The organism is Rhizobium sp. 01L419 (assembly GCF_056400025.1).
Window position 1 is genome coordinate 123,515 of record NZ_JBFTSM010000019.1, and the last position, 22,725, is coordinate 146,239.

Sequence of the window (22,725 nt, forward strand, 5' to 3'; positions counted from 1 at the left end):
GATCAGCCCTTCTGTCCCCGGCTCGGCGAAGACAGCGCGCGATCGCTCTCGGCGGCGATAAAATCGAGGATCTCGACTACCTGCTCGCAATCGGCATATTCGTCGCGAATCTGGGCAGCATTCTCGCGAATCGAGCCGGCACCCTCGAAGATCGCCTTGTAGGCACGGCGAACCGTGTGAATGACGGCGCGATCAACGCCGGCGCGCGTCATGCCGACGACGTTCAGGCCGCTCAGAATGCCGGGATTGCCGTTCAGCATGCCGTAGGGAATGACATCGTAACTCACGGCCGAGAGCCCCCCGACGAAGGCAAATTTACCGACTCGGGTAAACTGATGTACTGCCGCGCCGCCGCTGATGATTGCGTGATCGCCGACGGAAACATGGCCGGCCAGCATGACATTATTCGACATGATGACATGGTCGCCGACCCGGCAATCATGGGCGACATGCGAATAGGCCAGGAAGAGACTGTTGTCGCCGATGACAGTCGAGCCGCCATGTTCGACGGTGCCGGTGTTCATCGTAACGCCCTCGCGAATGGTGCAGTTGCGCCCGATGATGAGCGACGTGTCGACGGCGCTGTGACGGGCGCTCTGCGAGTCGCCACCGATAACGGCAGAAGGAAATATACGCGTACCGGCGCCGACGGTCGTCAGACCGAGAACAACCACGTGGCTGATCAGTTCCACATTGTCGTGAAGCGTGACCTTGGGGCCAACATGGCAAAACGGGCCGACCACCACGCCTTCACCGACCGCGGCGCCGTCTTCGACCACGGCCGTCGGATGGATCCTGGCGCTTTCGGCGATCATGCTCATGCGTTGTCCTTGCGTACGATCATCGCGCCGATATCGGCCTCGGCGACAAGCGCGCCGTCGACCTTTGCGTCGCAATGGAATTTCCAGATATTGCCGCGTTGCTTTATTTTAAGCACGTGAAATTCAACGCGATCGCCCGGCACGACCGGCTTGCGGAAACGGGCGTTGTCGATCGTCATGAAATAGACGAGGTTGCCGGTCTGGCCTTCTTTCTTGGCGCAGATCGCACCCGCGGTCTGTGCCATGCCTTCGACCAGCAGAACGCCCGGCATGATCGGCGCGTCAGGGAAGTGGCCGGAAAAATGCGGCTCGTTGACCGTCACATTCTTGATGCCCACGGCGGCGTTGTCACCATCGATATTGACGATCTTGTCGACCATCAAAAATGGATAGCGGTGCGGCAGCAGCTTCATGATTTCCATGATGTCGGCCGAAGAAAGCGTGGCGGCTGTAGCTTCAGTCATTCTTGCCTCCCTTTTTTCCGCGCGCTCCCGATTTTGCCAAGAGCTGTGTAGCATATTTCAGGTAGTCATTTAGCGGACGTGCCGGTATTCCGCCATAGCGGCCGCCAGCAGCAAGATCGGTCATGACACCACTTTTTGCAGCGATCTGCGCGCCATCGCCAATGGTGATATGTCCCTTGAGGCCAACCTGTCCACCGATCTGCACACCATCGCCGATGATGGTGCTGCCGGCCATGCCGACCTGCGAAACGATGGCGCAATGGCGACCGATACGGACGTTGTGGCCGATCTGCACCTGATTGTCGATCTTGGTTCCTTCGCCGATGACGGTATCGTCCATGGCGCCGCGATCGATGGTCGTATTGGCGCCGATCTCGACATTGTCCTGGATGATGACTCGACCGATCTGCACGATCTTGATCATGCCGCGCGGGCCTGGTGCATAACCGAATCCATCCTGCCCGATACGGACACCATTATGGATGATGACGCCGTTACCGATGAGCGCACAGAGAATGCTCGCGCCCGTCGCGATCGAACCATTGCGGCCGATCTTGACGTTGGGACCGATGACCGAGTGAGCGCCGATACGCGTGCCCTCGCCGATCTCCGCGCCGGGGCCGATGATCGCCAGCGGCTCGACGATTACGCCCTTCTCAAGCCGCGCCGTCGGATCGATGACGGCGCTAGGCGCTATCTCGGTCTCGCCGGACGAAAACGTCACCGGCTTGAGAGCCGCGGGATAGAGAAACCCACCGGCCATCGCGAAGGCGGCATGCGGATTGGAGGAGATCACCACAGGGATATGCGGCGGCACCAGCTCAGAGAGCGCATTGTCGCAAATTACGGCCGAAGCCTCGCAGGTCAGGAACTCGTCCCTGTTCCGGCGAGAGAGGATATAACAGATATCCCCGGCCTGCGCCCTGGCAATAGGTGAAACCGACCGGATGATGACATCGCCATCAGCGGAATTGCCAAGCTCTGCCCCAAGAAATTGCGCCAACTCAACGAGTCTCACGCCTTCATGGGGCAGAAAAAAAGTATTTTGCTCCATCGGCAAAACTCCAGAACGGAATTGAAATTTACAGTTCCGGACTGCCGATATCAGAATTGGTTGTTAATGCCAAACTTGAAGCGTTGAGTCTTGTCGAAGTCTTCCTTCACGACCGGGATCGCATAGTCGACGCGGAGGGCGCCGAAGGGCGACTGCCAGATCAGACCGAGACCGACCGACGCGCGCAGAGAGGAACCGTCACCTTCTTCAGTATCCGAACCGAGAAGCTCGACATCATTGCCGAACAGCGTGCCGGCATCTGCGAAGACTGCGCCGCGCAGGTTGAAGTCGCGAGGGAAGCCCGGCATCGGGAATGTCGCTTCAGCAGAAGCGGTGAAATAGGTCGTACCACCGAGCGGATCGTCCGGGTTGGTGATGCGCGGGCCGATACCCTTGTTTTCAAAGCCGCGAATATCGGAATTGGTCAATGTGAACTGGTCGAAGACGTTCAGGTGATCGCCGAAGCCGACAACGTAACCTGCCGATGCCGAGAGCGAACCGATGATATCGGCATCGTCAGCAAGCAGATGGTAGTAACGAGCCTTACCGTAGATCTTGTAATACTGCGAGTCGCCACCGAGACCGGCAATTTCCTGCGTTGCGGTCGCGTAGATACCCTCACGCGGCAGGACGGTGTCGTCCAGCGTGTTGTAAGTCAGCGTCTGCGAAATGGAAGAGCGAGTCCACGGGCTTTCATCGACGAGATTTTGATAGGTAGCCGACAAATCGCTTAGATTGCTTCCGCTGGAATCGTACTTCATCTGCTTGTAATTGTAGCGGAAAGTGGTCGCCAGATCTTCCGTGATCGGCGCAGTAACGCGCAGAACGCCGCTGGTTTCTTCGTAATCGTAGTTGTCGTTGCTCGACGTCTCGCTGTGATTGACATCGAAACCGGCGGCAAGACGATAGCCGAGGAAGTAGGGCTCGGTGAAGTTGATGCCGTAAGCGCGCGAGCCTTCCTGACCGCCACCGGCCGAAACGCGGATGTACTGACCGCGGCCGAGGAAGTTCTTTTCTTCGATCGAGGCTTCGAGCAGCAGGCCGTCGCCGCCGGCCGCATAACCGGCGCCGATACCGAACGAACCTGTCGACTGATCCTGCACGTCGACAACGATGACGACGCGGTCAGCAGAACTGCCCGGCTGGGTCGAGATATTGACTGCGGAGAAGTAGCCGAGCGCTTCAAGACGGCGCTTTGCGCGAGTGATCATCTGCTGATTGAAGGCGTCGCCTTCGCTGAGATCGAATTCGCGGCGGATAACGTAATCGCGCGTGCGGCTGTTGCCGCGGATTTCGATACGCTCGACATAGGCGCGCTCGCCCTGGTCGACGAGGTATTCGACGCCGATCGTGTTGTTGTTCAGGTCGCGGTTACCGCGCGGGGTAACGCGCGCAAAGGGATAACCGGCCGAAGCAACCTGATCCGAAATCGCTTCGATGGACTTCTGAACTTCCTTCGCGTTGTAGACCTGACCTTCGTGGGTTCTGACCAGCCCCTGCAGCTGCTGGGCATCGACGCCTTCAACGGTCGACTGGACGGTAACCGCACCGAAGTCGTAGCGCGGACCTTCCTCGATGTTGAAGGTCAGCGTGTACTTGTTCGTCGATTCGTCGAAAGCCGCATCGGAAGAAACGATGCGCATGTCGGCATAACCGCGATTGTAATAGAACTGGCGCAGCGCGTCTTCGTCAGCGTGCAGCTTGTCTTCGTTGTAGACGTCCTTGCGGGTCAGGAACGAGAGGAAGTTCGAACGCTTTGTCTGAATGACCGCGGCGAGACGGCCGGCGCTATAGGCTTGGTTGCCAACGAAATTGATGGCATCGATCTTGGTACGGTCGCCTTCATTGATAACGAAAGCGAGATTGACGCGGCCTTCGCCGAGCGGAACGACCTGCGTCGTCACTTCGACTTCGCTGCGGCCAGTAGCGGCATAGGCTTGCTTGATCGCCTGGATATCAGCCTGGATCTGCGCGTCGCTGTAAGGACCAGCGGCATGCGTCTGGACGACGGCTGCCAGCTTGTCATCCTTGACCTTGCGGTTGCCGTTGAAGACCACCTGGTTGACGAGTTTCGCCTCCTGGACGTCGACGACGAGGGTGCTGCCCGAAACCGAGATCTTGACGTCGGAAAAATAACCGGTGCCGTAAAGCTGCTTTACGGAGTCGTCGATATCGGTGTTGGAGAAGCTCTTGCCGGGAGCAATGGTGATGTTCGACCGGACGGCCTCAGCACCGACGCGGCTTGCACCGCGGACGTCTATCCGCTGAATGACAGCAGCTTCCGCAGCCGTAGCCGAAACGAAAGTCAAAGCACCTGCGCCAGAAGCAACAACACCAGCAGACAGCGCAATCGCCGATACTGCGTTCAAAAACCTTGAACCAGCCTTCATTTCACCCATTACCTTTGTTTCCCTCGTCTCCGGCCCCGGGAGCCCCCGATTCCGGCCACGTGTGTCGTTTTACCCGCTTTTGACATACAAGCAAGGGAGCTCGTTAATTTCTGTTTACTTCATTTCCAAGCGTGACCCATTCGCCACTACAGCTTTGAAACATCGTAAATAAACAGTAATTTTTCCTCACTTTTACGCGCTAGCCAATGAGCGCGCTAATGTCATTCCAGGTGGCAAAAACCATTAATGTAAGTACCATGGCCAGACCAATGCGAAACGCAATTTCCTGAGCCGAAGAACCCAGCGGCCTTCCCCTAATCGCTTCCACCGCATAGAACATCAGGTGGCCGCCATCAAGTACCGGAACCGGCATCAAATTCAGCAATCCAATCGAAACTGACAAAACCGCCGCGAGCTGCAGCAACGCACCTATTCCAAGCGTAGCCATCTGGCCCGAAGCTTGCGCCACGCGGATCGGACCACCCAATTGATCGGCTTTCATCGATCCATTGAGCAGATTGCCGATATATTTGAAGGTGCCGGTGACGATATGCCAGGTCTGGGTCACGCCTTCATGCAGCGCTTGCAGGGGCGTATAGGTCTGCAGGCGGAAGTGGCCGACCTCTTCGTTCGTGACGATGCCGATCAGGCCGATCTCGATCTTGTTGCCAAACTGGTCGGTGATGTCGGTGCGCTGCGGCACCATCGGCAGGTCCATCTTCTCGCCGTTACGCTCGACGCTCACGACAATATTCTGGTTCGGACGGATGCTGACATAGCGGCGCACGTCGTCGAAGGTCTGGACCTTGGTGCCATCGATGGAGACGAGCAGGTCGCCGGGCAGTACGCCGGCTGCGGCGGCAGCGCTATCCGGCTTCACTTCGGCAACGACGGGATCGGACACCGTGCGGCCATAGATCGCGAAAAGAACGGTGAAGATGGCAATGGCCAGGATAAAATTGGCGATCGGACCGGCTGCGACGGTTGCGGCACGCTTCCACAGCTTTGCGCCTGCAAAGGAACGCTCCCGCTCTTCGTCCGTCATCGCGGCAAGCCTGTCGGTATCGGGCTTGCTGGATGCATCCTCATCGCCGAAAAAGCGCACATAGCCGCCGAGCGGGATCGCCGAGATCTTCCAGCGTGTTCCGTGGCGATCGGTGAAACCGGCAATCTCCGGGCCGAAGCCGACGGAAAAGGCGAGAATACGGATACCGCTCCAGCGCCCCACCAGATAGTGGCCCATCTCATGCACGAAGACGAGTAGCGACAGCACGATGACGAAGGGGACGATGTAGCCCGTCAAAAAACCGAATATGCCGGTCACCGCTTCCATGATTTCCTTCTTCTATCTGGCCGTAATGATCAAAGGCCGAACAATGCCGCACCGAGCGACGTCGTTCCGCCGCCCTTTATCAGCGAAAAAAGGCCAGCAAGCAAGAACGCTGAAAAACAGGCGAAAATCAGTCCATCGACACGGTCCATGACGCCACCATGCCCCGGAATGAGACGGCTGGAGTCCTTCACACCGAATTTTCGCTTGATGAAACTTTCGAAAAGATCGCCTGACTGGCTGAAAACGGACAGGACGAGCGCAATCACCGCGGCGCGATCCAGGGCTTCCGGAATCAGAAAGTGGACGATGACGGCTCCGGCAATGACGGCCGAAATGGCGCCGCCGACCGCCCCCGACCAAGTCTTGCCGGGCGATATGCGGGGAGCAAGCTTTGGACCGCCGACCGCACGCCCAATGAAATAGGCGAGAATATCGGTCGCCCAGACGACGGCGAAGATGAAGAGCATCGCGTAGAGGCCAAACGTTTCATCGCCGCGGATCGCCGCAAGCGCCAGCCCAGTGCCGCCAGCATATAAAAGCCCCGGCGCGAACCACCGGCTGGCACGATGCAGGAAGATCATGGCAATGCCGACCGCGGTCAGGGCGATCAGCATTCCGAGCGCATATTCAAAGGCCCCGGCGAGAACGAGCACGGCAACCAGCACCTCCCCGACCCAGCCGAGCACGTTGGTGACAGGGTCGCGCACAATACCCGTAATCGTCGACCATTCGTAATAGATCAGAAGCGCGATTGCCGCCGCCAGGATGCGGAAGATGAAGCCGCCATACCAGGTGGCGGCAAGAACGATGATTGCGAGAATCAGACCTGAAACGATGCGGAGCTTCAGTTCCTGCTTCATCAGGTGTTCACAGCCGCAGCCTGCGCGGAGAGACCGCCGAAGCGGCGATCACGCGAAGCAAATTTCTCAAGCGCCGACAGGAAGAGCTCGCGGCTGAAATCCGGCCAGTATTCCGGAAGGAAAACGAACTCCGAATATGCGGCCTGCCACAAAAGGAAGTTGGACAACCGCTCCTCGCCGCTGGTGCGGATGATGAGATCGGGGTCGGGGATGCCGGCTGTGTCCAGCCGGGCGTTGATCAGCGCCGGCGTGATATCCTGCGACCTTAAGCGCCCCTCCTCCACGTCCTTGGCGAGGCTCATCGCAGCGCGGGCGATCTCGTCGCGAGAGCCATAGTTGAAGGCGATGACGAGTGTCAGCGCCGTATTGGCCCTGGTCGTCTCTTCGGCTTCAAGCAGAAGCTTGAGAATATCGCTACGCAGGTTGACGCGGTCGCCGATCACCCTGATGCGCACATTCTGCCGATGGAGTTCGGCCAGATCGCTGCGGATGAAGGCCTTCAGCAGGCCGAGGAGATCGGTGACCTCGGCCTCCGGGCGACGCCAGTTCTCCGACGAGAAGGCGAAGAGCGTCAGGTATTTGATGCCCAGATCGCCGGCAGCGCGCACAGTCTGGCGAACGGTCTCGACCGCCCTGCGGTGTCCCATCGTCCGCGGCAGGCCGCGCTGCTTTGCCCAACGGCCGTTGCCATCCATGATGATGGCAACGTGTTCTGGCGCAGTCAAAAATGAAGTTTCCGACATTTTCCGTCCGGTCTTTCTTGGCGAGGACGCAAGTATACTAAACTTGCATGATTTCCTTTTCTTTCTCGCCAAGCAAGCGGTCGATTTCCAAAATCGTCTCGTCCGTCATTTTCTGAACGCGTTCCGACTGTGCCCGGCTTTCATCCTGGCCGATTACGCCATCCTTTTCGGCTTTCTTAAGGCCGTCCATACCGTCGCGGCGAACATGGCGAATCGCAACCTTGCTCTTTTCCGAATATTCGTGCGCCACCTTGACGAGCGACTTGCGGCGCTCCTCGTTGAGTTCCGGCAGCGGAATACGCAGGTTCTGGCCATCGACGATCGGGTTGAGGCCGAGATTGGATTCGCGAATCGAACGATCCACGGCGCCGACCATGGTCTTATCCCAGACAGAGACCGACAGCATGCGCGGCTCGGGCACGGTGATGTTGGCGACCTGGTTCAGCGGCATGCGCGAACCATAGGCTTCAACCATCACCGGATCGAGAATGTTGGCCGAAGCACGGCCCGTGCGCAGCGATGCAATGTCGCTCTTGAACGCGGAAATGGCACCGTCCATGCGGCGCTTCAGTTCCTTGATATCGATGCCTTCACTCATGTCTATGCTCCCGTCTCAGAAGATTTGCGCCGGCAACGGCGCAGCTCCCATCAGTTGTCGGATACGATGGTCTTGAGACCACCACCCGTCAAGATTTCAGCGAAACGTCCCTTCTCGTGTATCGAGAAAACAACGATCGGAATGGAATTCTCACGTGCGAGCGCAACAGCGGCGACGTCCATGACGGCGAGGCCTCGATCCAGCACCTCTTTATGGGTCAGATGATCGAAACGCGTTGCGGTCGGATCCTTCTTCGGATCGGCGGTGTAGATGCCGTCTACCTGCGTACCCTTGAAAATTGCCTGAGCGCCCATTTCAGCGGCGCGCAGTGCTGCAGCAGAATCTGTGGTGAAGAAGGGATTGCCGGTGCCGCCGGCAAAAATCACCACCCTGCCCAGCGACAGATGGTAGAGGGTTGCGCGCTGCGAAAAGCTTTCGCAGATTTCCGGCATGGAAATGGCCGACAAAACCACCGTGTCGATGTTCAGCTTGCGCAGCGATGTCGCCAGAGCCAGCGCATTGATGACGGTACCGAGCATGCCCATGTGGTCGCCGGTGACGCGGTCGCCGCCCTTGGACGCAACCGCCACGCCGCGGAAGATGTTACCGCCGCCGATGACGACGCCAACTTCGACACCCATCTGCCGTGCATCGGCGATGTCGGACGCGATGCGGTCCGCCACCGCAACGTCGATCCCGAAGCCCTGAGAACCCATCATGGCTTCCCCGGAAGCCTTGAGTAGAACGCGTTTGTAGATTGGTTCCGACGTCATGTTGGCTCCTCGTATATTGCCGCAGTTGCCCGATACACGAAGGGCATCGCGTTGTCACGCGATGCCCTTCGGTTTTCCCAAATATGGCTGAAAGATCAGCCCTTCGCGACAGCAGCAACTTCGGCTGCGAAGTCGGTTTCTTCCTTCTCGACGCCTTCGCCGAGGAGCAGGCGAGCCATACCGGTGACTTCGATCGGGGCGCCGGCTTCCTTTTCAGCGGCCTTGATGGCAGCGCCGACCGTCAGGTCCGGATTGATGACGAAAGCCTGCGAGAGAAGAGCGACTTCCTCGAAGAACTTGCGCATGCGGCCTTCCACCATCTTTTCGATGATGGCTTCCGGCTTGCCGGATTCGCGGGACTGCTCGATGAAGACGTTGCGTTCGCGCTCGGCGACTGCGGCATCGACTTCTTCGGCGCGGATAGCCAGCGGATTGGTCGCAGCAATGTGCATGGCAACCTGGCGGCCGATCGACGTCAGAACGGCCTTGTCACCGACCGACTTCAGCGCAACGAGAACGCCGAGCTTGCCGATGCCGTCGCCGGCAGCGTTGTGGACGTAGGTCGCAACGACGCCGTGCTCGACTTCGAGCTTGGCGGCACGACGGAGGGTCATGTTCTCGCCGATGGTTGCGATCGCTTCCTTGACGGTCTCGGCGACCGGCTTGCCGGATGCCGGATAGGTCGCAGCCGAAACGGCTTCGACCGTGCCGTCGGTGGAGAGCGCAACTTCGGCGATGCCGCGTGCGAGATCCTGGAAGGCATCGTTACGGGCAACGAAGTCGGTTTCGGAATTGAGTTCGACGACGACAGCCTTGTGACCGGCGCCGGCGATGGCGACCAGGCCCTCAGCGGCGGCGCGGCCGGACTTCTTGTCGGCCTTGGAGATGCCCTTTGCGCGCAGCCAGTCGATCGCGGCTTCGATATCGCCGTTGGTTTCGGTCAGCGCCTTCTTGCAGTCCATCATGCCTGCGCCGGACTTTTCGCGCAGTTCCTTCACCAGTGCAGCCGTAATCTCGGTCATAAGCTTCCTCTTGTCGGTTCAAGCGGTGGCCCGCAGTAGGCGGCGCGGCACCGGATTGAGGCACGAAATGTACCTGTATGTATGACAGCGTTATGAAGACGCGTCCTAACAGAATTCATAGTGGCAAAAGCAGTCGTAGCTTCCGCCTGAAAAGGGCAAGGCCGCCGAACTTCTGAGAGTCGCGAGCGGCCTTTCCCAATCTTCGCAAGCTTTGGCGGAGATTTTACTCCGCCCGCTTTATCAGGCTTCGGTCGCCTCATCGAGCGCCTGCTCGAACGGAGCTTCCGCAGAAGCGCCGAGGTCGCGGCCCGATCCGCTCTGCTGACGGGCAATACCGTCGATGGCAGCGCGGGCGATCAGGTCGCAGTAGAGAGCGATGGCGCGCGAAGCGTCGTCGTTGCCCGGGATCGGATAGTCGATCAGGTCCGGATCGCAGTTCGAGTCGATGATGGCGACGACCGGGATGCCGAGGCGCTTGGCTTCGTCGATCGCGATCTTTTCCTTGTTGGTGTCGATGATGAACATCAGGTCCGGCGTGCCGCCCATGTCCTTGATACCGCCGAGGGCCTTATCGAGCTTTTCGCGCTCGCGTTCGAGGGTCAGGCGCTCCTTCTTGGAGTAGCCGGACTGCTCGGAACCGAGGATTTCGTCGAGCTTGCGCAGGCGCTGGATCGAGTTGGAGATCGTCTTCCAGTTCGTCATCATGCCGCCGAGCCAACGCGAGTTGACGTAGTACTGGGCAGAACGCTTGGCCGAGTCAGCAATCAGCTCGGAAGCCTGACGCTTGGTGCCGACGAAGAGAACACGGCCGCCGCGAGCAACGGTGTCGGACACGACCTGCAGGGCGCGCGACAGCATCGGAACGGTCTGAGCCAGGTCGATGATGTGGATGTTGTTACGATCGCCGAAAATGTACGGCTTCATCTTCGGGTTCCAGCGGTGCGTCTGGTGACCGAAGTGGACGCCTGCTTCAAGCAGCTGGCGCATAGAAAAATCAGGCAATGCCATGCCTTGTTACTCCTTTTCCGGTTGAACCTCCGCAAGGCGAACAGCATCCTCTTCGAAGATGCCACCGGGCGGAACCGCCGGATTTCTCCCGGACGATCCCATGCCTTACGTGTGGAATGCGCGTGGCCTTACATTCGATTTCCTGCAAAAGCAAGGCTTACGCCAAAAAAACTGGCGCGAACGGACGAATGAGCCGTGCCTGCGATATATACGCGTTGCCGGCTCAGCTTGCCAGCGTGTTTAGCAGTGAGAGCATGACGCCAGCATCCGGGATCGGCAACACGGCATCGATCTCGGCCGGTAGCAGGCCGGCAATTGGCCCCTTGGTATCACCGGTCGCCGTGCCGAGCGGCCCGCGAAAACCGTGTTTGGTCCAGGCAAGCTCCCGCAGGCGGGCGCTCGCCAGCGCCTCGATCAGACGTTCGGCCGTTTCGTCGACGACGATCATCGGGTGTGCCGAATAGACCGTCGGGCGTGGATAGAGGACGACGGGCTTGGCACCAGGCCCCGACTGGATGCGGCTCCATCGGTCGGCATCGGCGAGCGCCCATTCAACGAGTTGATTCTCGTAGCCGACAATCATCGGTTCGCCGCCGAGCCCGCCTGCCAGATACTGGTCGAACAACTTGCCTGACGATGGCGACTTGAAACCCATATTGCGGAAGATCGACTGCACTTTGCCGCCATATTGGGCGAGATCATCTGATGTCGCGACATTGCCGCTGAACAGGCTGAGCGCGAGACCCGAGAACATGAAGCCCGAATTCGACCGGTTGGGATCGGTCGAGACGATCCGCGCCCGGCCATAGAGCGTGACGACGCCGAGCTTCGACCAGTCCGTCCCGGCAAGGATGGCGTCGAGCAAGGCCTTCAGGTCGAGCTGGTGATGACCGTCAGTTACCGTCACGAGGCCCGATTTGATCAGCCCGTCCACGACCGGCTGCCACGTGTAAACGACAATGGGCGTATTGAGCATGACACGGTCGTCGCGGATCTTCACGCCGCTCTGACGGGCGATATCCACCATGATGGATGAGGAAGGCCAGAGAAATTGCGGGTTCTGCGAGAGCAAGGCCTGCTCGCGCACCATCTCGACCGAGCCGGCAACACGGCTGTCGATCGAAAGGCCGTGGCCTTTGATAGCGCTGACGACATCCGGATCGGCAAGGAAAGCCTCTTTCTCGCCGCCGATGAAGCCGAAAAGTTTTGTGCGTGTGCCAAGCAAGCCCTGCAGCTCCGGCCGGTCGCGTACAGCGAAATAGCCGCCTGTGCCGGCAATGCCGGTGGCGAGCAGTCCAACTCCAAAGGCACGGCGGGAAAGAGCCATCAGCGTCCGATATCCTCTTTGAGCGATGCCTGGATGAGGCGCAGGTCTGTATCAAGTGTGCCGAGCTCAGCATCGACAAGGCTGTCGGCATAATGAACGAAGGCATCTTCGAGCTTGACGAGCACGGCGCGGACATTCTCCAACTGCTGGCGCTCCGGTGCGCGCTTCGCCTCGATCACCGCAAAGCCCTCGGCGACTTCGGCCGCACGCGGCAGATAGTAACTGAGGAAACGGCGCACGGCATTGGCGGTTTCCGGCTTGGCCTCCACCTTGCGGAAGACATCGGCGGCGATTTCAGCCAGGTGGCGCACGCGCGCTGCCGTCTGCCTGTCGGTGATATCGTCTGCGGCCGTCTCCAGCCTTTGCGCCGCGGGAGCGGCACCTTCCAGCAGCTCCCTCGCGAAGGCCACGCGGCCACGGCCGATCGCCTTGATGTTGAGGCCTTCGAAAAGCCGGCGCGGCGCCAGCAGGAACACGAGGCCGGCGAAGACGAACATGCCGATGACGACAGCGATCCAGAACGGCATGCCGGCTGTGAACGTGAGGACGGGAACGAGGATGGCCGTTACTGCTCCCGCCACGATCCAGTTGCCATCATTGCCGAGCCAGTTGCGCATGCCGGCCCTAGTTATAACCGCGGGCGGTGCGGAATGCTGCCGCAAGGTCCGACCGACCGTCGAAGACACGCGCCGCCGTCGCCGCCGCCAGATTGGCGAGCTGGGTCTTGTCCGCATCGCCGAAAGTAATGCCGAAGATCGGCACGTGTGGCTCCATCGCGTTCCAATCGCTCATGAAGGCCGCACTTTGATCATCGGATCTGCCATCGGTCATGATGATGATCGCCGGCAGATAATTGCCGAGGTCCCCGGTTTTCGCCATCTGCTGGCGCGCGCGCTCGGCGCAGGCATACATATTGGTGCCGCCGCCGGCATGCTGGCCGGCAACTGCATTGAGAAGCCCCTGCTGCTCCATCGCGTCGCCCGAGCCCGAAAATATATTGCGGACATTGGCATCGAAGGGAATGACGAAAATGCGGTCAGCAGGCGACCACTGCACCAGCACCTTGCTCGCCTCTTCCGGCGTGAACAGGAAACGCATCGCCTCCTGCAGACTCTTCTCGCCGTCTCCCTGCATCGAGCCGGAGAAGTCGAGGCAGAGCGCCGTCAGCGACGGCTTGCGAAGTGCGGCCTGATAAAGCGTGAGTGCCTGGCGGATCACCGTTGGTTCCGGCATGCGGACAGCTGTCACCAGTCTCGTGGGATCGAAGTTCCAGCTCGGCTCCAGCTGCGCAGTCACACTGCCGAGCGGCAGGCGGCGGCCGGTTTCGGCGATCTTCTTCTGGACATCGGGCGAACGTAAATAGGCAAGCAGATCCTTGAAGAAGGTCTGTACCTCGGCGCCGCGGCCATGATCGACGAAACCGATCGGTGAATCCGCCATCGCCACGCCGTCGGCGGGATAGATGGCGTAAAGCGGCTCCTTGCCCATGCCTGACAGTTTGTCGTTGGTTTCCTTGATGACCGCCTCGTAGTTCCACATGGCATCGTAGATCGTGCCCTTGCCAGCGGAATCCGTATAGAGGTCGGCGAGCCAGCCCGAAGAGCCGGAGGAGCGTGCAACGCCGGCAAGCAGACTTCGAACGGTGTCCTGGACCGTCTTGTCGTCGAGATCGCCGGGCTCGATCACCGGCTTGTTGCCGAGCGCGCTTGAGAGCATGGCGAGATAGGCGCTGGCCCCTGAATTCGACTGAGTGGCTGATGTCATCAGGAACTTCAGCGAGCCGCTATCCACGGCTGCCAGGATATCCTTCATGAAGACATCCTTTCCGATCCAGCCGAGCTGTTCGGCCTTCGACTTGCGCACACCGAAGATGACGGGCGTCTGCGCCACCGACGTCAGGTCCTTGACCCTGCGCCTTGTGTCGAACATGTCGACCCAGACGCTGGAAGCGGGCCAGACGGCGTCCTGCTCAACGCCCTGATTGCTTTGCAGCGCGAGGCCGATATCGAGCGTGCCCTCATATTTGAAGGAGCAGGTCGCATGCTTCTCCTTGCAGAATTCCTCGACGATCGGCTGCAGGACGGTGTTTTCCGACCCGGAAACGATCGAGAAGTCAGGGCCGCTGCTGAAAGCATCGCAGCCGGCCAGCGCCGCCAGACCAGACAGCGCCAGTGCGGAGACGAGTGATCGGATCATGTTTTTGCCGGTCACGCCTGTGTCATCGCCTTCTTGAGGTCGATCGTCAGTTGTTCCATATGCTGCTCGGCCTCAGCGCGCTTCTTACGGCCCTCCTCCTGGACGCGCAGCACGCCGGTTACAGTGTCGATCAGATCCTGATTGGCCTTGGCAAGCGTCTCCATATCAACGATGCCGCGCTGCGACTGCTGCTCGATGGCGATCGCCTGATCCTTCATCATTTCGGAGGCCTGGCGGATCATGTCATTGGTGGCGTCAGTGACCGTCTTCTGCAGATCGAGGGCCGATTTCTGCCTGCTAAGCCCGAGCAGGATGACCATCTTCTGCTTCCAGGCCGGAACCGTCAGTGCCGAGGTGGCCTGAAGGTTCTCGATCAGCGTCTCGTCGCCAGCCTGGACGATGCGGATCTGCGGAAGCTGCTGGATGCCGAGCTGACGAGCCTGCTGCAGATAGAAGATGCGTTTCTCCAGTCGGTCGAGCGCCTGGACGCTGTCCTGATAGGTCTGCGCTTCCAGCATGCCGCCGCCGGGCGCCGACGTCGCGGCATCGGCTGCGCTCTTCAGTTTCGGCAACTCGATCGCACGGAAATGGTCAGCGAAATTCTTCCCGGCCTGCACATAGGCGTCGAGCCGGATGATCGACTGTTTCGTCTCCTCGTGCAGATCGTCGAGCAAGGCGATATCACGGCGCAGCGTATCCTTGTGGCGGTCGAGTTCCAGCCCGATACGGTCGATCTGACCCGCGACATCCTCAAACTCTTCCTTGAACCGTTCGATGCGTGCCTGGGCAGAGAGGAACATGCGGCTGAGGAAACCCTTCTCCTTCAACGACGCAGGATCGAGGCTCTTCGATTTCAGGATGATGTCGGTTAGAAGCTTGCCGACCTCACCGAGATCCTTGTTGCGCACCTCGCGCAAGATCCTGTCGGAATAGTCGCTCACAGACTGCTGCGCCCGGTCTCCGAAGACGGAGATTCCGGCGCGGTCAGTGATACTGATATTATCGGTGATGCGGGCTATTTCGGAGGGATCGGCGGCAATCGCCGGCAGAGAGGCATTCTGCATAGTCGCGAGATCGGTATCGGCCATTCGGGTCGTCTTTCTCGGCTTGTGGCGCAATTGGTCTTACGAATTGCAAACCCATTGTCGGAGCAAATGGGCCATCCACGCTGCAGGGCCGGAAAAGGCAGACTTCCACGCGTACCGGCCCGCGATGACTCATCGGGACGACAGTTTAGCTGTACTAGAAATACGCTTTTATGACAGTTGGTTAAGGAGCGACAAAACCCGCCTTACTGGCAGGTCGGCGCGGCCTTCTTGTCGAGAAGTTCGAGATTAGCGAGCTTGCCGGTCAGCACGAAATCGCCGTAGTCCATCGTCAGGTCGCGCGTGATGCCGTTCTCATAGAGCTTGAACGACATGCGGTAGACCGGCAGAGTATCCGATTTGGCATTCTCGTTGAAATAAGAGATCGTCACCGGCCAGAAGGCGGTCTTGGAGAACTGGCCGGCATTGCCGGCATCGGCCTCATCGGTGGCCGGGGTTTCCTGCTTGCCGACGATGGTCGTGGTGACCAGTGATTTGTCGCCGTCATCAGAGCCATCGAAAACGCGAGCTTCGAAGAAGCGCTTGCCGTCTTTGGCGTTCTGGATGACATCGAGCATATGCTCGGTCGGGAACCGGCTTTCGGCGAGCTGCAGCTCACGGCTAGCCGGCTGCGTCAGGTCGACCTTCACGCCTTCCGGCTTATCCTCGGCCGCGCCGTTGACTTCCTTGTCGAGCTGGTCGTCGGTGAAGGACTTTGTGTCGAAGGTGAACTTGCCGTCCTTCAGGCTCTCGAAGGTCTTGGTCTGCTGGTCGCTGACGCGCACGCTATCGCCCGTGTCGATCTGGGTGACGAAGCGGAAATTCGTGGTGAAGCCTTCGCAATAATTGCCGTCGAACTCATAGACCATACGGCCGTACATGGAGGAGATGCCGGAGCGTTCCGAGGCGTCCTTCAGTTCCAGGTCGTAAACCGCGCGGTGAGCAACGAGCCCGGTCGCGATCACAGCGCTCGTCGCCGGCGCGGCCGCGGAGACATTGGCGGAAACGCTTGCGAGGAGAAGAGCGGCAAGTGACGATCGGAACATTCATTAACTCCTGTTGGACTCGTCCGCGATGTTATAAGAACCGTTTCGGCCAAATCGAGGCGGCCAAGTCGAGGCTCGAAACTGTCACATTAAAGATTCTAGTCTTGATGCATAATTTTTGAAGAATTGACAACAAAAGCGGAGACGAAAATGTCCGATCAAATCGCCGCGCGTCTGTCGGAAATGGGGATAACCCTTCCCGAAGCTGCCGCACCTGCTGCCAACTACGTCCCTTATGTCATCAGCGGCAATCTTCTCACCATTTCCGGCCAGTTGCCTCTCGAGTCCGGCAAGGTCGCCGTTACCGGCCACCTCGGCAAGAATGTCGACGTCGCCACCGGTCAGCGCGCCGCTGAACTTTGCGCCATCAACATTCTCGCGCAGGCAAAGGCGGCACTCGGCGGCGATCTCGGCCGCATTCGCCGGGTCATCAAGCTTAACGGCTTTGTTGCATCGGTACCCGAATTCGTCGAGCAGCACCTTGTCATCAATGGCGCTTCGAACCTGATCGCCGGCGTGCTCGGCGAAGCCGGCAAACATGCCCGCGCCGCGGTCGGCATGGCTGCCCTGCCGCTCAATGCCGCAGTCGAAATCGATGCTATCATGGAAATCGCATAATGACGAATGCCGACTGGATCAAAGAGCTGCCGGTCGCGCATCGCGGCTATCATGACCTCAACAACGCCGTCTGGGAAAACACGCTCTCGGCCTTTTCGCGCGCCGTCGAAGCGGGCTTTGCCATCGAATGCGACCTGCATTACGCCTCCGATGCCGTGCCGGTCATCTTCCATGATGAAGATCTGGAACGTCTCTGCAACCTCAAGGGCGATGTGCGCGAACGGACCTCCCAGGAACTCGGGCTGATTGCTGTCGGCGGCACGAAGGACAAGGTGCCGACGCTGAAGCAGCTTCTTCACCTCGTGAAGGGAAAAGTACCGCTGGTGCTGGAACTCAAGGGCCGCGAAGCCGACGACGAGGGCTTTGCCGAGGCCGTCCTCGACGTGCTCGAGGGCTATGAAGGCAAGGTCGCGCTGATGAGCTTCGACCGGTGGCTGCTGAAGGATCTCAGGGAGCTCAACTCTCCCTACCCGATCGGGCTGACGGCCAACGGCAATACGACGGAAGAATATGCCACTCATGAGAAGGCGATGGAGATCGGCCTCGATTTCATCTCCTATTATTATGCCGATCTGCCGAACCCGTTCGTCGCCGGCCAGCGCGACAAGGGCATTCCGGTCATCACCTGGACGGTGCGCGACGATGAGGCCCGCAAACATACATTCGAGAACGCCGATCAAATGACTTTCGAAGGCTTCGATCCGCGCACGGCGGTTTGACACTCGCTTTTTGAACAAGATCGTGCGCAGACTGGGAGGGAGAGCCCGCTCCCTCCCCCAACGGCTTCGCATTTACTTCATGACAGACGAATCGTCAGACGAACTTTCCATCCGCATCGAGCGATCATTCACCGAAATTTCCCCCGAGCGCTGGTCCAGGCTTTCGGGAGCATCGAAGACGTGCGACAGCGTCGCCTATAATCCCTTCGTCTCGCATGCCTTTCTCTCGGCGCTGGAAGAATCCGGCTCGGCTACCGCGCAGAGCGGCTGGCTTGGCCATCACATGCTTCTGGAAACCGACAAGGGTGAACTGATCGGCGCCCTGCCCGGCTATCTCAAAAACCACAGCCAGGGCGAATATGTCTTCGATCACGGCTGGGCCGACGCTTTCGAACGGGCTGGCGGCAGCTATTATCCAAAGCTGCAGTGCTCGATCCCCTTTACACCCGCAACCGGCCCGCGCCTGCTTGTGGCCGAAGGCCTTGCCCGCCTGCCAATTCAGAATGCCATGGCGGAAAGCCTCAAGGAGGTCGTCCGCCGTCTCGGTATCTCTTCGGCCCACATCACCTTCGTGCCCGAGGACGAGATGCCGGTCTTCGAAACCGACGGCTATCTGCACCGCACCGACAAGCAGTTCCATTTCATCAATGAAGGCTATGACAATCACGACGCGTTCCTGGAAACACTTGCTTCCCGCAAGCGCAAGGCACTGCGCAAGGAGCGTCGGACGGCGGTCGAGAACGGCATTACTATCGACTGGCTGACCGGCAAGGACCTGACCGAAGGCATCTGGGATCAGTTCTACGCCTTCTACATGGATACCGGCGGCCGCAAATGGGGCCGGCCCTATCTGACACGCAAATTCTATTCGCTGATCGGCGAGCGCATGGCCGACGACATCCTGCTCGTGATGGCCAAACGCGACGGCCGCTATATAGCGGGTGCCATCAACTTCATCGGCGGCGATACGCTCTACGGGCGGCACTGGGGCTGCATCGAGGATCACCCCTTCCTGCATTTCGAGGTCTGCTATCATCAGGCGATCGATTTCGCGCTGGAAAAGCGCCTCAAGAAAGTAGAGGCCGGCGCTCAGGGCGAACACAAGCTCGCGCGTGGTTACCTGCCGGTGACAACGCATTCGGCTCACTATATCGCCCATGCGGGATTGCGCCGTGCGATTGCCGACTACCTCGAGCGCGAGCGGGAGGATGTCGAGTATATGAATGATATGCTCGCCGAGCACACCCCCTTCCGCAAGGGCGAGCGGCTGCAGGAGGATTGACGCGCTTGGCCCCGCCGCGCTACGCGATCAAGGAAAACACGAGGAGATTTCGCCATGACCAGCGCCGCCTATGACGACAGCAATATCTTCGCCAAGATTCTGCGCGGCGAAATCCCGTCGCATCGCGTCTACGAGGACGACAAGACTGTTGTGTTCATGGATGTAATGCCGCAGGCGCCGGGCCATGTTCTGGTCCTGCCGAAGGCACCTTCCCGCAATATCTTCGATGCCGACCCAGCTTCCCTTTCCCACACGATCACCGTCGTCCAGAAGGTCGCGAATGCCGTGAAGGAAGCCTTCGACGCCGACGGCGTGTTCATCGCCCAGTTCAACGAACCGGCAGCAGGCCAGACCGTTTTCCACCTGCATTTCCATGTTATACCGCGGCATCAGGGCGTGGCGCTCAAGCCGCATTCCGGCAAGATGGAGGATGGCGCGGTGCTCGCCGCCAACGCGGAGAAGATCAAGGCGGAACTCGCGTAACGGAAACGCGGCCTTATTTTCAAGAATACCAAATTACTTCATCGATTTAGGAGGGAATCATGATCCGCCACACCGTTGCGTTCCGCCTGAAGCACGCCGCCGGTTCGGTCGAAGAGAAAGCCTTTCTCGACGCGGCACTGACGCTCAAGCAGATTCCAGGCGTCAGGAATTTCGAGCAGCTTCGCCAGACGAGTCCAAAGAACGATTTTACCTTCGGCTTCTCGATGGAGTTCGACGACCAGGCCGGTTACGACGCCTATAACGTGCACCCGCTGCATGTGGCCTTCGTGCGCGACCGCTGGATACCCGAGGTCGCTGACTTCCTCGAGATCGACTACACGAAGCTCTGAGAACTAAGGCAAACAAAAAGGCCGCTTTTCAGCGGCCTTTTTCATGTCTCACTTCGAAGACTACTTCTTGCGCGGAACCTTCGGCACCGTCGAGCCTTTCTTGGGGGCGTCGCGGACTTCCGGCTCCGGCTGCGGCACGGTCTTGGCCTTCGTCTTCTTGACCGGCTTGGTCTTCAGCTCGCCATCATCCTCATGGGCCGCATCCGGATGAACCAGTTCGGCTTCCGGCTTCGGCTTGATGGGCGCCGTTTCCGGAATGGCTTCCAGGATGAGGCCTGGCTTGCCGTCTTCCTTCGGGCCGACGGTGACATTGACGACGCCGCCCTTCTTCAACTTGCCGAAGAGGATTTCGTTCGCCAGGGGCTTTTTGATGGCATCCTGGATGACGCGGGCAAGCGGACGAGCGCCCATCTTCTCGTCATAACCCTTCTCGGACAGCCAGGCGATCGCGTCCTCGTGCAGGTCGAAGGTGACGTTGCGTTCGGACAGCTGAGCTTCCAGCTGCATGATGAACTTCTGAACGACCTTGTGAATGACGGCCGTCGGCAGCGGCGCGAACGGGATGATCGCGTCGAGACGGTTGCGGAATTCCGGCGTGAACAGGCGGGTCAGAGCCTCCTCATCTTCACCGGTACGCTTGGTCGAACCGAAGCCGATCGCGGCCTTGGCCATTTCCGAAGCGCCCGCATTGGTCGTCATGATCAGGATGACGTTGCGGAAGTCGATCTTCTTGCCGTTATGGTCGGTCAGCGTGCCGTGATCCATGACCTGCAGCAGGATATTGTAGATATCCGGATGCGCCTTCTCGATTTCGTCGAGCAGCACCACGCAATGCGGATGCTGGTCGACGCCATCAGTCAGCAGGCCGCCTTGGTCAAAGCCGACATAGCCGGGAGGTGCACCGAGCAGACGGGAAACCGTATGCCGCTCCATGTATTCCGACATGTCGAAGCGCAGAATCTCGACACCCAGCGAAGCAGCAAGCTGCTTGGCGACTTCCGTCTTGCCGACACCCGTGGGGCCGGAGAAGACATAGGCGCCGATCGGCTTGTTCGGCTCGCGAAGACCCGCACGGGCGAGCTTGATCGAGGTGGACAGGGCTTCGATCGCCACATCCTGGCCATAGACTACCGAGCGCAACTCTTTCTCGAGGTTGGCAAGAACGGCTTCGTCGTCCTTCGAGACGGTTTTTGCCGGAATGCGCGCCATCGTCGCAATCGTCGCTTCGATCTCCTTTTCGGTGATCAGCTTGCGGCGCCTGGACGGCGGGAGCAGCATCTGGGCCGCACCGGTCTCGTCGATGACGTCGATTGCCTTATCCGGCAGCTTGCGGTCCGAAATGTAACGGGCCGACAGCTCGACGGCGGTCTTGATCGCCTCGTTCGAGTAGCGCAGGTGGTGGTACTCTTCGAAATAGGGCTTCAGGCCCTTCATGATCTCGATCGCATCATCGATCGACGGCTCATTGACGTCGATCTTCTGGAAGCGGCGGACCAGAGCCCGATCCTTCTCGAAGAACTGGCGGTATTCCTTGTAGGTGGTCGAACCGATGCAGCGGATCGCCCCTGAAGACAGGGCCGGCTTCAAGAGGTTCGAGGCATCCATTGCGCCGCCCGACGTCGCGCCCGCACCGATGACGGTGTGGATTTCGTCGATGAAGAGCACGGCACCAGGATATTCTTCAAGTTCCTTGACGACCTGCTTCAGGCGCTCCTCGAAGTCACCGCGATAACGCGTGCCGGCGAGCAGCGTGCCCATGTCGAGCGAGAAGATCGTGGCGTCAGCCAAAGCTTCCGGAACCTTGCCTTCGACGATGCGCTTGGCGAGGCCTTCAGCGATAGCGGTCTTGCCGACGCCGGGATCACCGACATAAAGCGGGTTGTTCTTGGAGCGGCGGCACAGGATCTGGATGGTCCGGTTGACCTCGGCGTGACGGCCGATCAACGGGTCGATCTTACCGCCTTTGGCCTTCTCGTTGAGGTTCACGCAGTAAGCCTTCAGCGCATCCTGCTGCTTCTTCGGCCCACCTTCTTCCTCGTTGCCGCCGCGTGCGGTCGGCTTGGATTCGGATTCTTCCTCCGCACCGCGGGGCGGACGGTTTTCGGATGCGCCGGGGCGCTTGCCGATACCGTGGGAAATGTAGTTGACCGCGTCGTAGCGGGTCATTTCCTGTTCCTGCAGGAAATAGGCAGCATGGCTCTCGCGCTCGGCGAAGATCGCGACGAGCACGTTGGCGCCGGTCACTTCCTCGCGACCGGAAGACTGGACATGGATCACCGCTCGCTGGATGACGCGCTGGAAGCCGGAGGTCGGCTTGGAGTCTTCGTCATAACCGGTGACCAGGTTGGAGAGTTCGTTATCGACATATTCCAGGAGCGTTTTACGGAGGGCGTCGAGGTCGACATTGCAGGCACCCATGACCGCAGCCGCATCGGCATCGTCGATCAGGGCGAGCAGCAGATGCTCGAGCGTGGCATATTCATGGTGCCGCTCGTTGGCAAAGGTCAGTGCCTGATGGAGCGCCTTCTCAAGACTAGGCGAAAATGTTGGCAC

22 protein-coding genes are annotated in these 22,725 nt (G+C 59.5%); 5 read left to right on the forward strand and 17 right to left on the reverse strand.

Features of this window, described 5'->3' with window-relative positions; genetic code table 11:
- Window positions 1–2: 2 nt before the first annotated feature.
- The 16 genes from lpxA to AC1DUP_RS29960 form a co-directional block, all read right to left on the reverse strand.
- The gene (lpxA, locus tag AC1DUP_RS29885; protein WP_113310151.1) at window positions 3–821 is read right to left on the reverse strand and encodes an acyl-ACP--UDP-N-acetylglucosamine O-acyltransferase; all 819 of its coding nucleotides are present in this window, start codon (window positions 819–821) and stop codon (window positions 3–5) included.
- A complete protein-coding gene (gene fabZ / locus AC1DUP_RS29890; RefSeq protein ID WP_113310152.1) occupies window positions 818–1,285 on the reverse strand; it encodes a 3-hydroxyacyl-ACP dehydratase FabZ in 468 nt (155 codons plus the stop codon). Before fabZ ends, lpxA begins: the two co-directional genes overlap by 4 nt.
- A complete protein-coding gene (gene lpxD / locus AC1DUP_RS29895; protein ID WP_477836328.1) occupies window positions 1,278–2,339 on the reverse strand; it encodes a UDP-3-O-(3-hydroxymyristoyl)glucosamine N-acyltransferase in 1,062 nt (353 codons plus the stop codon). Before lpxD ends, fabZ begins: the two co-directional genes overlap by 8 nt.
- A gap of 50 nt (window positions 2,340–2,389) precedes the next feature.
- A complete protein-coding gene (bamA, locus tag AC1DUP_RS29900) occupies window positions 2,390–4,729 on the reverse strand; it encodes an outer membrane protein assembly factor BamA (RefSeq protein ID WP_113295736.1) in 2,340 nt (779 codons plus the stop codon).
- Between the two features lie 199 nt (window positions 4,730–4,928).
- Entirely contained in the window at window positions 4,929–6,062 is a 1,134-nt protein-coding gene (rseP, locus tag AC1DUP_RS29905; protein ID WP_113295633.1) for an RIP metalloprotease RseP, read from the reverse strand.
- Between the two features lie 29 nt (window positions 6,063–6,091).
- On the reverse strand, window positions 6,092–6,922 hold the full coding sequence (locus AC1DUP_RS29910; RefSeq protein ID WP_113310155.1) for a phosphatidate cytidylyltransferase: 831 nt from the start codon (window positions 6,920–6,922) through the stop codon (window positions 6,092–6,094).
- Complete coding sequence (locus AC1DUP_RS29915) at window positions 6,922–7,665, reverse strand: isoprenyl transferase (RefSeq protein ID WP_113295635.1); 744 nt, start codon at window positions 7,663–7,665, stop codon at window positions 6,922–6,924. Before AC1DUP_RS29915 ends, AC1DUP_RS29910 begins: the two co-directional genes overlap by 1 nt.
- A 37-nt stretch (window positions 7,666–7,702) precedes the next feature.
- Window positions 7,703–8,263, reverse strand: a complete 561-nt coding sequence (gene frr, locus AC1DUP_RS29920; protein ID WP_113310156.1) for a ribosome recycling factor — start codon at window positions 8,261–8,263, stop codon at window positions 7,703–7,705.
- 50 nt (window positions 8,264–8,313) lie between these two features.
- Window positions 8,314–9,036 carry a UMP kinase gene (pyrH, locus tag AC1DUP_RS29925; RefSeq protein ID WP_113295637.1) on the reverse strand — a complete coding sequence of 241 codons (723 nt, stop codon included), beginning with the start codon at window positions 9,034–9,036 and terminating at the stop codon, window positions 8,314–8,316.
- A gap of 95 nt (window positions 9,037–9,131) precedes the next feature.
- On the reverse strand, window positions 9,132–10,058 hold the full coding sequence (gene tsf, locus AC1DUP_RS29930; RefSeq protein WP_477836331.1) for a translation elongation factor Ts: 927 nt from the start codon (window positions 10,056–10,058) through the stop codon (window positions 9,132–9,134).
- Window positions 10,059–10,298: 240 nt separating this feature from the next.
- Window positions 10,299–11,066 carry a 30S ribosomal protein S2 gene (gene rpsB / locus AC1DUP_RS29935; RefSeq protein ID WP_477836333.1) on the reverse strand — a complete coding sequence of 256 codons (768 nt, stop codon included), beginning with the start codon at window positions 11,064–11,066 and terminating at the stop codon, window positions 10,299–10,301.
- 223 nt (window positions 11,067–11,289) lie between these two features.
- Window positions 11,290–12,393, reverse strand: coding sequence for a hypothetical protein (locus AC1DUP_RS29940; RefSeq protein ID WP_477836335.1), 1,104 nt, complete (start codon window positions 12,391–12,393; stop codon window positions 11,290–11,292).
- Window positions 12,393–13,010 (reverse strand): 5-bromo-4-chloroindolyl phosphate hydrolysis family protein, encoded by a 618-nt coding sequence (locus AC1DUP_RS29945; protein WP_477836337.1) that lies wholly within the window; start codon window positions 13,008–13,010, stop codon window positions 12,393–12,395. The genes AC1DUP_RS29940 and AC1DUP_RS29945 overlap by 1 nt, the downstream gene beginning before the upstream one ends.
- 7 nt (window positions 13,011–13,017) lie before the next feature.
- Entirely contained in the window at window positions 13,018–14,589 is a 1,572-nt protein-coding gene (locus AC1DUP_RS29950) for a substrate-binding domain-containing protein (protein ID WP_477836362.1), read from the reverse strand.
- Between the two features lie 11 nt (window positions 14,590–14,600).
- Entirely contained in the window at window positions 14,601–15,677 is a 1,077-nt protein-coding gene (locus AC1DUP_RS29955; protein WP_477836339.1) for a toxic anion resistance protein, read from the reverse strand.
- A gap of 203 nt (window positions 15,678–15,880) precedes the next feature.
- Window positions 15,881–16,720: a cell envelope integrity EipB family protein gene (locus tag AC1DUP_RS29960; RefSeq protein WP_113295643.1), complete on the reverse strand. Its 840-nt coding sequence runs from the start codon at window positions 16,718–16,720 to the stop codon at window positions 15,881–15,883.
- Window positions 16,721–16,870: 150 nt separating this feature from the next.
- On the opposite strand from AC1DUP_RS29960, the gene AC1DUP_RS29965 reads away from it, so the two are divergent.
- From AC1DUP_RS29965 to AC1DUP_RS29985, 5 genes are all read left to right on the forward strand, one after another.
- Window positions 16,871–17,338 carry a RidA family protein gene (locus AC1DUP_RS29965; protein ID WP_113295644.1) on the forward strand — a complete coding sequence of 156 codons (468 nt, stop codon included), beginning with the start codon at window positions 16,871–16,873 and terminating at the stop codon, window positions 17,336–17,338.
- Entirely contained in the window at window positions 17,338–18,057 is a 720-nt protein-coding gene (locus AC1DUP_RS29970; RefSeq protein ID WP_477836341.1) for a glycerophosphodiester phosphodiesterase, read from the forward strand. Before AC1DUP_RS29965 ends, AC1DUP_RS29970 begins: the two co-directional genes overlap by 1 nt.
- 79 nt (window positions 18,058–18,136) lie before the next feature.
- Window positions 18,137–19,339 carry a GNAT family N-acetyltransferase gene (locus AC1DUP_RS29975; protein ID WP_113310178.1) on the forward strand — a complete coding sequence of 401 codons (1,203 nt, stop codon included), beginning with the start codon at window positions 18,137–18,139 and terminating at the stop codon, window positions 19,337–19,339.
- A gap of 54 nt (window positions 19,340–19,393) precedes the next feature.
- Window positions 19,394–19,822: an HIT family protein gene (locus AC1DUP_RS29980; protein ID WP_113295647.1), complete on the forward strand. Its 429-nt coding sequence runs from the start codon at window positions 19,394–19,396 to the stop codon at window positions 19,820–19,822.
- Window positions 19,823–19,881: 59 nt separating this feature from the next.
- The gene (locus AC1DUP_RS29985; RefSeq protein WP_113310179.1) at window positions 19,882–20,172 is read left to right on the forward strand and encodes a Dabb family protein; all 291 of its coding nucleotides are present in this window, start codon (window positions 19,882–19,884) and stop codon (window positions 20,170–20,172) included.
- A gap of 60 nt (window positions 20,173–20,232) precedes the next feature.
- Here AC1DUP_RS29985 and clpA read toward each other — a convergent pair whose 3' ends face one another.
- Window positions 20,233–22,725 (reverse strand): ATP-dependent Clp protease ATP-binding subunit ClpA, encoded by a 2,493-nt coding sequence (clpA, locus tag AC1DUP_RS29990; protein ID WP_477836344.1) that lies wholly within the window; start codon window positions 22,723–22,725, stop codon window positions 20,233–20,235.